The sequence below is a fragment of the Micromonospora phytophila genome (assembly GCF_023656545.1).
GTDB classification, from domain to species: domain Bacteria; phylum Actinomycetota; class Actinomycetes; order Mycobacteriales; family Micromonosporaceae; genus Micromonospora; species Micromonospora phytophila.
In genome coordinates, this window is sequence record NZ_JAMOKF010000202.1 from 1 (window position 1) to 10,186 (window position 10,186).

At 72.4% G+C, this 10,186-nt stretch carries 13 protein-coding genes and 1 pseudogene; 1 reads left to right on the forward strand and 13 read right to left on the reverse strand.

Features of this window, described 5'->3' with window-relative positions:
• From NCC78_RS21155 to NCC78_RS21200, 10 genes are all read right to left on the reverse strand, one after another.
• A partial coding sequence (locus tag NCC78_RS21155; protein WP_250796495.1) for a hypothetical protein occupies positions 1 to 238 on the reverse strand: 238 nt, incomplete at its 3' end.
• 83 nt (positions 239 to 321) lie between these two features.
• Positions 322 to 1,509 (reverse strand): DNA polymerase IV, encoded by a 1,188-nt coding sequence (gene dinB / locus NCC78_RS21160; RefSeq protein ID WP_250796497.1) that lies wholly within the window; start codon positions 1,507 to 1,509, stop codon positions 322 to 324.
• Between the two features lie 85 nt (positions 1,510 to 1,594).
• Positions 1,595 to 1,972, reverse strand: a complete 378-nt coding sequence (locus NCC78_RS21165) for a hypothetical protein (protein WP_250796498.1) — start codon at positions 1,970 to 1,972, stop codon at positions 1,595 to 1,597.
• Positions 1,973 to 2,013: 41 nt separating this feature from the next.
• Complete coding sequence (locus NCC78_RS21170; protein ID WP_250796500.1) at positions 2,014 to 2,538, reverse strand: GNAT family N-acetyltransferase; 525 nt, start codon at positions 2,536 to 2,538, stop codon at positions 2,014 to 2,016.
• A gap of 39 nt (positions 2,539 to 2,577) precedes the next feature.
• On the reverse strand, positions 2,578 to 3,003 hold the full coding sequence (locus tag NCC78_RS21175; RefSeq protein WP_250796501.1) for a ribosomal maturation YjgA family protein: 426 nt from the start codon (positions 3,001 to 3,003) through the stop codon (positions 2,578 to 2,580).
• A gap of 37 nt (positions 3,004 to 3,040) precedes the next feature.
• The gene (locus NCC78_RS21180) at positions 3,041 to 4,615 is read right to left on the reverse strand and encodes an FMN-binding glutamate synthase family protein (RefSeq protein WP_250796502.1); all 1,575 of its coding nucleotides are present in this window, start codon (positions 4,613 to 4,615) and stop codon (positions 3,041 to 3,043) included.
• Between the two features lie 52 nt (positions 4,616 to 4,667).
• Complete coding sequence (locus NCC78_RS21185) at positions 4,668 to 5,081, reverse strand: VOC family protein (protein ID WP_250796503.1); 414 nt, start codon at positions 5,079 to 5,081, stop codon at positions 4,668 to 4,670.
• Positions 5,082 to 5,211: 130 nt separating this feature from the next.
• Positions 5,212 to 5,799 (reverse strand): hypothetical protein, encoded by a 588-nt coding sequence (locus NCC78_RS21190; protein WP_250796504.1) that lies wholly within the window; start codon positions 5,797 to 5,799, stop codon positions 5,212 to 5,214.
• 142 nt (positions 5,800 to 5,941) lie between these two features.
• Positions 5,942 to 7,072 carry a peptidoglycan recognition protein family protein gene (locus NCC78_RS21195; RefSeq protein ID WP_250796506.1) on the reverse strand — a complete coding sequence of 377 codons (1,131 nt, stop codon included), beginning with the start codon at positions 7,070 to 7,072 and terminating at the stop codon, positions 5,942 to 5,944.
• Between the two features lie 178 nt (positions 7,073 to 7,250).
• On the reverse strand, positions 7,251 to 7,943 hold the full coding sequence (locus NCC78_RS21200) for an RraA family protein (protein WP_250796507.1): 693 nt from the start codon (positions 7,941 to 7,943) through the stop codon (positions 7,251 to 7,253).
• A 307-nt stretch (positions 7,944 to 8,250) separates the two neighbouring features.
• Between NCC78_RS21200 and NCC78_RS21205 the strand changes: the two genes are divergently transcribed.
• Complete coding sequence (locus NCC78_RS21205; protein ID WP_250796509.1) at positions 8,251 to 8,937, forward strand: hypothetical protein; 687 nt, start codon at positions 8,251 to 8,253, stop codon at positions 8,935 to 8,937.
• 87 nt (positions 8,938 to 9,024) lie between these two features.
• Here the strand turns inward: NCC78_RS21205 and NCC78_RS21210 are convergent, their stop codons facing one another.
• The 3 genes and pseudogenes from NCC78_RS21210 to NCC78_RS21220 all read right to left on the reverse strand — a co-directional run.
• Positions 9,025 to 9,255: a hypothetical protein gene (locus NCC78_RS21210; RefSeq protein ID WP_372495170.1), complete on the reverse strand. Its 231-nt coding sequence runs from the start codon at positions 9,253 to 9,255 to the stop codon at positions 9,025 to 9,027.
• Between the two features lie 3 nt (positions 9,256 to 9,258).
• Positions 9,259 to 9,786, reverse strand: a complete 528-nt coding sequence (locus NCC78_RS21215; protein WP_250796510.1) for a hypothetical protein — start codon at positions 9,784 to 9,786, stop codon at positions 9,259 to 9,261.
• 47 nt (positions 9,787 to 9,833) lie between these two features.
• Positions 9,834 to 10,186 (reverse strand): annotated as a pseudogene (locus NCC78_RS21220) (hypothetical protein); the annotation flags it as partial.

Here is a 10,186-nt window from a genome sequence, read left to right on the forward strand (position 1 = left end):
TGAGCGCCGACGGCCGCTCCGCCGGGGTGGCCCGGGCCGCCCGCAGCGCCAGCTGGGCGCTGTCCCAGGCGGAGCAGGGCCACGGCTGGCCCGCGCAGAGGAGGGCGCGGCAGCCGCCTTCGCCGTCCGGTTCGTGGGCGTCCGCCACGGCGAGGGCGAGATTCCACAGCAGCGGATCCCTCACCTCGGCCGGTCGGTCGGCGTCCCGGTGGGACCGGTCGGTGCTGGTGTCGGACACGGAAGTTCCTCCCTCGGCGCAGGTGCCGCCCCATCTTCACCGGTTCGGACGCCGGTCAAACATCATTTTTTCCGCCGCCCGGGTCAGTCCGGGAGCAGGGGCATCTCCACACCGGGCTCGCGGCCGAGCAGCACCGCCCGGGTGAGCGCCGTGGACCCGAAGCGGTCGCGGACCGCGTCCACGGCCGCGTCGAGTTCCGCCCCCGGATCCCGCTCGAAGGGCAGGGGCAGCTGCACCGGGGAGTCGTCGAGGTTGCCGACGGAGACGCCGATCAGGGTGACGCCCCGTCGGTCGAGCTCGGGCAGCGCCGCGCGCAGCAGGGCCCGTGCCGCGCCGAGCAGTGGCGTCGTGTCCGCGGTCGCCTTGGCCAGGGTGTGCGAGCGGGTCGCCCGGGTGTAGTCGCCGAAGCGCAGTCGCAGCATGACGGTCCGCCCGGAACGGGAGGCCGCGCGCATGCGGCGGGTCACCCGGTCGACCAGGCCGGCGAGGATCGCGTCGAGGTCGGCGGGGGAGTGCGGCGTACGGCCGAGGGCGTGCTGGGCGCCCATCGAACCGCGACGGCGGCCGACCTGCACCGGCCGGGGGTCTCGGTTGTGCGCCAGCGCGTGCAGGTGTCGGCCGGCGCCCGCGCCGAGCAGCGAGACCAGGGTGGCCTCGCCGAGCCGGGCGACCTGTCCGACGGTGTGGATGCGCCGCTGCCGCAGCTTCGTCGCGGTCACCGGCCCGACGCCCCACAGCCGCTCGACGGGCAGGGGGTGCAGGAACGCCAACTCCCCGGCCGGCGCGACGACCAGCAGCCCGTCGGGCTTGGCGACCCCGCTGGCCACCTTGGCGAGGAACTTCGTCCGCGCCACGCCGACGGTGATCGGCAGGCCGATCTCCTCGCGGATTTCCCGACGCAGGCGGGCGGCGATGTCGGCCGGCGGCCCGACGAGGCGGCGCAGGCCACCCACGTCGAGGAACGCCTCGTCGATGGAGAGCCCCTCCACCAGCGGGGTGGTCCGCCGGAAGATCTCGAACACCGCCCGGCTGGCCGCCGTGTACGCCGCCATCCTCGGCGGCACCACGATCGCCTCCGGGCACAGCTGGCGGGCCTGCCGGCCGCCCATCGCGCTGCGTACGCCCCGGGCCTTCGCCTCGTAGCTGGCGGCCAGCACCACGCCCCCGCCGACGATCACCGGACGGCCACGCAGGCGTGGATCGTCGCGCTGCTCGACCGACGCGTAGAACGCGTCGAGGTCGGCGTGCAGGATGGTGGCGTCGCTCGACACGAACACATGTTCGCACGGCGGAGACGATCACTGCATTGAGCTGCCCGAACGCGGCGCTCGATAACCCGCCGGGGGCCCGTACGGCTCAGGCGACCCGCGGTGCCGGCACGATCGGCAGCAGGCCGCGGTGGGCGGACCCGGTGATCTCGCCGGTCTGCTCGACCGGCGACGCGACCGGTGCGCGGGCGACGGTGGCGCCCGTCGCCCGAGGGTCGGACCCGTCGGGCGGGGAGCCCTCCGGCGCGCCGACCGCGGCGGCCCCGGTGATCTCGGTGAGCAGCGCCAGCAGCGCCGGCAGGTCGTCGACGGCCATCCGGAACGATCCCCGGCAGACCGTGCCGGCCCAGAGGGACAGCACCACGGCGTCCCGCTCCGGGTGCCAACTGACCCGCATCGTCCGGTCGCTGCCACGGACGTCGGTGAACAGGTCACCGAAGCTGGGCATCGGCAGTACCTCTCCCATCTGCCAAGGATGCCCGAGAACGCCCCGACCCGGAAGTCCGCCTACAACTCCGCGAACGGCTGCGCGTACGCGAACTCGCCACGGAGCGACGGTGTCCAGGCGGTCAGCGGGCGTGCCATGAAGTACCGCGGTCCCCACGGCTGCGGCGGGGTGACGCCCAGGTCCACCGCGGGCCGGAACCCGAAGCGCGGGTAGTAGTCGGGGTGGCCGAGCAGCACCACCAGCGCCTCGTGGCGCGCGTCGGCCGCGCCGAGGACCGCGTGCATCAGCGCGGTGCCGACGCCGCGGCGCTGCCAGGCCGGCAGCACGCCGAGCGGCCCCAGCCCGAGCGCGACCGGCTCACCGGCGACCCGGCCCCGGGTGCACACCACGTGCCCCACGACCTGCCCGTCGTCGTCGGTCGCGACGAGGGAGAGGGCGGGCAGCCATCCCGCGTCGGCGCGCAGCGCGTCCACCAGGCCCGCCTCGACGGGTACGGCGTCCGGCTTCTCCCGGTCGGCGAAGGCGGCGAGGTGCACCGCCCGGACGGCGTCGACGTCGGTGGCGGTCTCACGTCTGATCAGCACGGCGACACGATAGGCGCAGCGCCCCGGGGACGCGCGCGATTATCGGCGCCGCCGGCCCGCCTGACCCGTTGAGGCGACCGGGCGGGCGCGGGCCCGGGCGAGCTGATGCAGCACGACCAGGGGCAGCACCCCGGCGGGGTACCAGGCCAGGTCCAGGGGGTCGAACTGCACGCCGAGCGCCAGCCGGGCCAGCAGGCTGCGGGCGGAGAGGGTGGCCGGGATCCCGGTCAGCTGGGACAGTTCCACCAGCCAGCAGAAGGCGATGGCGACCGCCCCCGCCGGCAGTGGGGCCGTGCGGGGCCGCAGGGCCAGCACCCCGGCCCAGACCATGGACGCGTAGAGCGCCGTGCCGGAGTGCTGTTCGAGACCGCCGTCCGCCACCGCGCGGATGACGAGGGCGACGGCCAGGAAGGCGCCCGCCGCCGCGAGAATCAGGACCCGCAGCAGGCGCGGCGTGATCGACATCCCCGGGATGCTAGTGGTGCAGGCAACCCGCCGGGGGTCACCGCATCGCGGTCGCCGAGGGCGGGGCGGTGCCGCCCTGCGGCGCCTCCGGGGTCATCAGGCGAACGATCTCCGCCCGGTCGGCGGGGGACGGCAGGCCCCACTCGGGGCGGTAGCCGTACACCTCGTGCAGGGGGGTGGAGGCGGTCCGGCCGTCGAGCACCTCCACCGCGCCGGTGTCGATCAGCCCGGGGTGCTCCACGCCGCACGCCTCGGCGACCTTCACCAGGTCCCGCCGCAGCGTCCGGATGTAGTTCGCCGCGCGCACCGACTTCAACGTCGGGTCCAGGCCCCGGGCGAGCCAGGGGTTCTGGGTGGCCACCCCGGTGGGGCAGGTGTCGGTGTGGCACTTCTGGGCCTGGATGCAGCCGATCGCGAGCATCGCCTCCCGGCCGACGTTGACCAGGTCGCAGCCGAGCGCGAACGCCACCACGGCGTTGTCGGGCAGGCCGAGCTTGCCGGCGCCGACGAAGACGACCTGCTCGTGCAGGCCGCGCTCGGCGAAGACCTTGTAGACCCGGGCGAAGCCCTGCTGGAACGGCAGCGACACCGAGTCGGTGAAGATCAGCGGAGCGGCGCCGGTGCCCCCCTCGCCGCCGTCGATCGTGACGAAGTCCACCCCTCGGCCGGTGTCGCGCATCAGGGTGGTCAGCTCCTCCCAGAAGCCGAGGTCGCCCACGGCGGACTTGATGCCGACCGGCAGGCCGGTTTCGGCGGCCAGCAGCTCGACCCAGTCCAGCAGGGTGTCGCAGTCGGAGAACTCGGCGTGCCGGGACGGGCTGACGCAGTCCCGCCCCCGCGGGATCCCCCGGGTCGCGGCGATTTCCGCGGAGACCTTCGCGGCCGGCAGCAGGCCGCCGAGGCTGGGCTTGGCGCCCTGGCTGAGCTTGATCTCCAGCGCCTTCACCGGCGCGCCGGCCACCAGGTCCCTGAGCCGGTCCAGGCTGAACCGGCCGTGGGAGTCCCGGCAGCCGAAGTACGCGGTGCCGATCTGGAAGACCAGGTCACCGCCCTTGCGGTGGTACGGCGACAGCCCGCCCTCGCCGGTGTTCTGCAGGCATCCGGCCAGGGCGGCCCCCCGGTTGAGCGCCTCGACGGCGTTGCCGGAGAGCGACCCGAAGCTCATCCCGGAGACGTTCACCACCGACTCCGGGCGGAACGCGCGGGCGCGGCCCCGGGCGGCCCCGAGCACCTTCGCGCACGGCAGGCGCACGTCGTGCCCCGCGCCCGGCGTGGACGGCGGCACGGCCCGGCCGAAGGTCTTGTGTTTGATGATCGGGTAGCCGGGGGTGAACTCAATGTCGTTGTCGGTGCCGAAGCCGAAGTAGTTGTTCTGCTGCTTCGCCGACGCGTACACCCAGCGCCGCTGGTCGCGGGTGAACGGCCGTTCCTCGTTGTTGCCGGCGACGATGTACTGCCGCAGCTCCGGCCCGATCGCCTCGAGCAGGTAGCGGGCCCGGCCGAGGACCGGGAAGTTGCGCAGCAGCGCGTGGTCGCGCTGGATCAGGTCACGCGCGGCGAGGGCCGCGACGGCGGCGACGGCGGCGGGTACGGCTCGACTGGCCCACTTCATACCTGCCACTCTTTCCGCCCCCGCCGCCCGCCAAACGGTCCCGGGGGTCGGGTCAGGGCTGGGGCGCGGTGATGTTGACCAGCCAGCCGATGCCGTACCGGTCGACGCACATGCCGAACTCGTCGCCCCACATCTGCTTCTCCATCGGGACGCTGACCGTGCCCCCGTCCGCGAGCTTGCCCCAGTAGCCGTGCAGTTCCTCGGCGTCGTCACCGCTGAGGCTGATGGCGATGTTGGTCCCGGGCTGGTGCTCCATGCCGGGCGCGGTGTCGGCGCCCATCAGCGTGAAGCCGTTCCGCGTCCGCAGCACCCCGTGCATGATCTTGTCGGCGAGCGCGGGGTCGTCGTTGCCGAACTCGCCGAACGTGTTCAGTTCCAGCTCGCCGCCGAAGACGCGCTGGTAGTACTCCATGGCCTCCCGTGCCGTGCCGGGAAAGCTGATGTACGGGTTGAGTTGAGTCTGCACAACACCCTCCTTGGTCCTGACCAGCGTCGCAGCTCGACGCGGGTGGGCAAACGAGGTGCGGCGGCGTTTCGCGCGACGGATCTGGTCGGCGCCGGGACGGTCCTCGCGCCCCGGCGCCGGAGGGCGCGGTTCAGCGCGTCGGTAGCAGTCGGTCGAGCACACCGCGGGCCGTCGCGGTGGGCCGGTACTGCTGCTCCAGGTACGAGCCGAGCGCGATGTTCGCGCCGCTGAGCACCGGCACCAGGTACTGGGCCACGCGCTGGCGGCGCTGCCAGGCGGCCACCTCGACCGGGGTCTGCGCGTTGGGCAGCGTCGCGTCCTGCACGTCGACCTGTTCGCCGCGCTGGTGGGCGCGTTCGGCCAGCTCGCCGATCTTGCGACCGCTGTACGCGGCGTACGCGGTCGCGGCCGTGCCGACCACCGCGACGGCCGCTTTGGCCATACCGGCCCGGGCGAAGGGCTGCTGGGCCAGCATCCGTCCCATGCTGCCCCGGGTGAGCTGGCTGCCCGCGGCGAGCACGGCGGTGATGCCGAGCCACTGCGCCGGGGCGAACCGGTTCCACGCGGAGGCGGCGACGCGGATCTTGTCCATGCCGTCGCGCAGGTCGTTGCCGGACTTGTTCACCCCCGCCACGCCCATCACCGAGCCGCCGAACCACAGCGCCGCGCCGAGGTCGTGCAGGGTCTGGGGGAGTGCCTGGCTGTTGTCCTTGCCCATCGGGTGCTCCTCGAACGTCGGGTGACGTCCAGGTACCCGGCATGTCCGGGGAAATGCCCCGGCGCGGCCTCTCATCCGCCGCCGGCCGGGACTGGCCTCCGGTGGGGTGGCGCGGGCGACCACCCCACCGGAGGGTGGGGCGTCAGGATCGGAAGGACTGGCGGACGACGCCGCCGACGATGGCGCACCAGGTGCTCGTGTTGACCTTGCCGTTGTCGTCCAGGCCGTGCAGCTCCTGCACGTCCTTGACGGCCTTCTTGGTGGCGTAGTCGTACTGGCCGGTGATGGCGACCTCGGGGTGGCCCTTGAAGTTGAGCAGGTACTGGATCGCGCTGACCGGGATGCCGGTGGCGTCCTTGTCCAGCTCCGGCACCAGGGTCTCCCACGTGGGGGCGGTGAGGGTGGCGTCCACTTCCACACCGATGCCGTTGCGGTACTGCCAGTCCTGCACCGCCGCGACGGTGGCGGCGTCGAAGACGCTGTTGATCGGCACGGTGTAGCCGCGGTGGGCGAGCAGGTACTGCACCACCCGCACGGCGGGAGAGCTGACGAACCGCCACAGGTCCGGCCAGCGGCGCGCCGGCACGTCGGCGAGGTCGGTGTCGAGCGCGGCGAAGACCCGGCGGCGCAGCGTCGGGAACTGCCGGTAGAAGGCGGCGCCGGGGCACGCGGTGGTGCGGAAGTCCCAGTGGCCGAAGATGTCGTGGGCGTGCAGCCCGTACTGCTCGCAGATGGTCGTGCAGAGCTTGACCAGCGACTCCAGCAACGCCTCCGGCGGCGTCTCGGTGACGTACGTGCCCTCGTTCTCGATGCCGATGGCCCGGCCGTTCTCGCCCGGGCAGTGCGCGGAGATCATCTGCCGGTCACCGGCCTGCAACCGCTCCAGGCTGCCGCGTCGTCCCTCCAGGACGTAGCCGCCCCGGCTTATGGTGAAGTGCTGGCCGGTGTCGGACCAGCCGTTGCCGTCCATGTGCAGGTTCTGGCAGTCGCGGGCCAGCTTGATCGCCTGGGCCTCGGAGTAGTCGGTGACGTTCGGGAACGCCATGTGATGCACGATGATCTTGTTGGTGGGGATGGCGCTGACCGACAGCGGGCCCGCCGGCGGGCGGGCGCCCCACTCGTCGCAGCTGTAGATCCAGTCCAGATCGGCGCCGGGATCCGCCTGCGCGGCGGCCGGGAAGGCGAGTTCGCTCCCGACGACCGCGACGGTGGCGGCGCCGAGACCGGCCCGCAGCAGCGTTCGGCGGTCCAGTTCGGATTGGTGGACGTGCATGGCATCTCCTCTGCGGCCGGCGACGGGGGTGGCGGAGCCCGATGAAAAGGAACTCCAAAAGCCGCACGTGCTGTGGAGGATATTGCCACGAGTCGGTGTCGCGCCAGAGGCCGCACGAGGTCGACATCGATCGGTGCGGCGCGGCGCATGCGTCACCGCCGCGCGAGCACGCTCCGGGTCATTCCTCGATCGCGCCGCCGATGCGGCGCAGGTGCCGGCGGAACGTCCAGGAGGGATCGGCCGCGCGGCGAGCCAGGTAGTCGTCGAAGGCGGTCTGCTCGCGCAGCGTCTCACCCGCCCGGATCCGGTCGGCCTGGACACGCTCGGTCCGCCGGATCCGCTCCGCCGCCGTCAGCACCTCCTCGCCGCGCGCGGCCGGCACGAACAACACCCCGTCCTCGTCGGCCACGACGAAATCGTCGGCGGTCACCAGGTGCGGTCCGATCCGGGCACTGGTCAGCGTCTCCGGATCCCGCTCGTCGAGCCGGATCGGCCCCGCCGGGCAGCTGCCGTAGCTGAACACCGGTACGCCGATCTCCACCAGCTCGCGGGTGTCGCGGTGCAGCCCCCACACCACCAGGGCGGCCACCCCGGCCGACGCGGCCTCCAGCACCGCCAGGTCACCGACGCACGCCTCGTCCGCCCGCCCGCCGTTGTCGATCACCAGCACGTCACCCGGGACCGCCCGGGCGAACGCCTCCAGGAACACGTCCACGCTGCCGTGGTGACGCACCGGCAGCGCGCGGCCCGCGACCCGATGACCCGCGACCACCGCCCGGACGCCGGCCGGCGCCGCCCGCAGTGGCACCCCCAGACGTACGCACGCGTCCGCCACCAGCGGCGTGGACAATTCGGCGAAACGCTCCAGCATGACGCCCTCCCGGCGGTCCCGCAGTCGTGAGCCGCCATCGTAGGGACGGCGGCCGGCGTCGCAGCCAGGTCCAATCCGAGCCGGCTGGCCCCCGGGCGAGCTGGCCGCGCCGCTGACAAACCGGTGTCACGCCCAACCGCGGACCGACTATCGTCGCCGTGGGTCCGACACCGGGAGGCGGAGACTGAGGCGCAACCGCGACGAGGCGATCGAACTCGCTCTCGAACTGCTGACCACCGGGCGGGTACGCGGCGTACCGCCGGACCACGAGCCCGCCGAACTGGCGGCCGCCGCGGGCCGGTCCTTCGTGGAGCAGCAGCATTCCACGCTGATGCTGCGGCGCGACTTCGGTCTCTTCGAGGCCCACTACCACCGGGAAGGCCCCGACGTGCCCTGGCGCGGCAACCTGCTGATGGGGCAGCTGCACCGGATGCGCGCACCGATCAGGTGGAAGCTGATCGGCTCCGAGTTGCGGCGACTCGGCTACCACGTCGAGGTGGAGGAGAGGCCGGAACTCGACGCCGACTACCACCACGTCACGGAATCCCAGGCCGACGCCTGCGTCATGCGGGTCCCGCACATCGTCCCGGCCCGGCACATCGCCAAGGTGTCGGCATCGCCGCCCTCGCCGCCCCGGCCTTCCAGGCACCCCGCCGGAAGCGACGTCACCGCACTGCTCGGTCACGCCGCGGGCACGGCGGGCGCGGACGAGCGGGTGTGGCGGTGGGCCGTGCTCGCGTACGACAATCCGGAGCTGACGGACGCGCCCTCGCCGGACCTGATCGCCGCCCGCTGTCTGGCGGCACTGCCCATGACGCCGGCGGAGGCCGCGCGGCTACCCAGCCGCTGGCGGGACATCACCCCGCCGGATGTCCGGCGCGCCCGGACGACCCGGGCCATGCTGGACCTGGTGAACCGGTCCCGCGACCGGTTGCAGGCTCGTGAGGTGCTCGACCAACTGGCGGCGTGGGACCGGGTACGGCTGCGTTTCTAAGCCGTGGCCCGTGTTAGTGAGATGGCGAGGAGACCATTCGAGGCCCATCGGGTCGAGATCGATGTCTGGTCGATGGTTACCAAGGTGTCAGCTTGCGAAGATCATTCCGGGAGGAAACTGGCCCTCCGCGCGCCAAGCTCCGACGATCTTCGCGGTGATGACGCCGGCAGCGGAGTTGAAGTTGCCGTCCTCGACGCTCGCCGCCAAGGTCCGCTTGTCGATGACGAGGATTCGGTCGAAGTCCTCGTCCAAGCCGAACTCATACCGGACTTCGTCGGTCCCTTCATCAATCCGCCGTGCCGTAACCATCATGCCCACTGGTCAGCCTCCGAGATCTGCAAAGTCTTCGTAGGTGGGATCAGGAGTGATGCGCTGCCAGTTGGCGACCAGGTTCGCCGCCGCGTGAGCCTCGCGGTACGTCGCTCCGGGATGGTCACGGTAGTACCTCGACTCCGCGATCTCATGTTCGAGCAGCACGTAGTCCTCGGGGAGCGGACGCCCTCGACGAAGACGCAGCCATGCCTCCGCCATGTCAGGGCTGGGCGCATAGCGTTGGTGGGTGACTCCACCGGCGTAGTCGTCGAGAGGGTGCGTCTCGAAGAAGATGTGCTGCCTGATCTGCTGGATCTCCGCGAGCGTGAAACCCCGGGAACCGTCCAACCGTGGGGCGTCGAGCAGGTTTCTGTTGAGGATCTCAGAATCGTCCTGTCGACGGATGAGTTCGTACGCCTCTCTCGCCCAGCTCTCCTGCCGCTCGAAGTCAGGGTTGCGGGGACGAGTGGTGTGGCCTCCGTGAACCCGTACCGCCTCATCCGGCCCGGCGTGCCGCCCCCTGAAACGGCTGAGCATCCGCTTGAGCAGGTCGATGAGTTCGCTGAGGCGGCGCGACTGCGGGATCAGGTTCCGCAGGCTGGCCAGCAGCCCGCGCAGCCACCGTGCGATCTTCGCCGCGAACGCGGCCGCTGCGCCGGGTCACCGGCCAGCCAGTCGAGCGCCTCGGTCAGCGGTCGGACGTGCTCGATGATCCAGGCGATGCCGTACTGGAGCAGCGAACCGACCGCGTCGGAGACGAACGCGAGGCCGTCCAGACCGGCGCCGACCACCCCGAGGGTGCCGTCGATCCAACTGCCCTCACGGATGCCCTGGCCGATCAGCTCGATGTCCTCGGCGATCCACACGCCCGCCCACGCGCTGGGCGGCGTGTCGGCCGGCGTGGCGACGAGCGGGTTGGTGGTCACCGGCGGTCGCG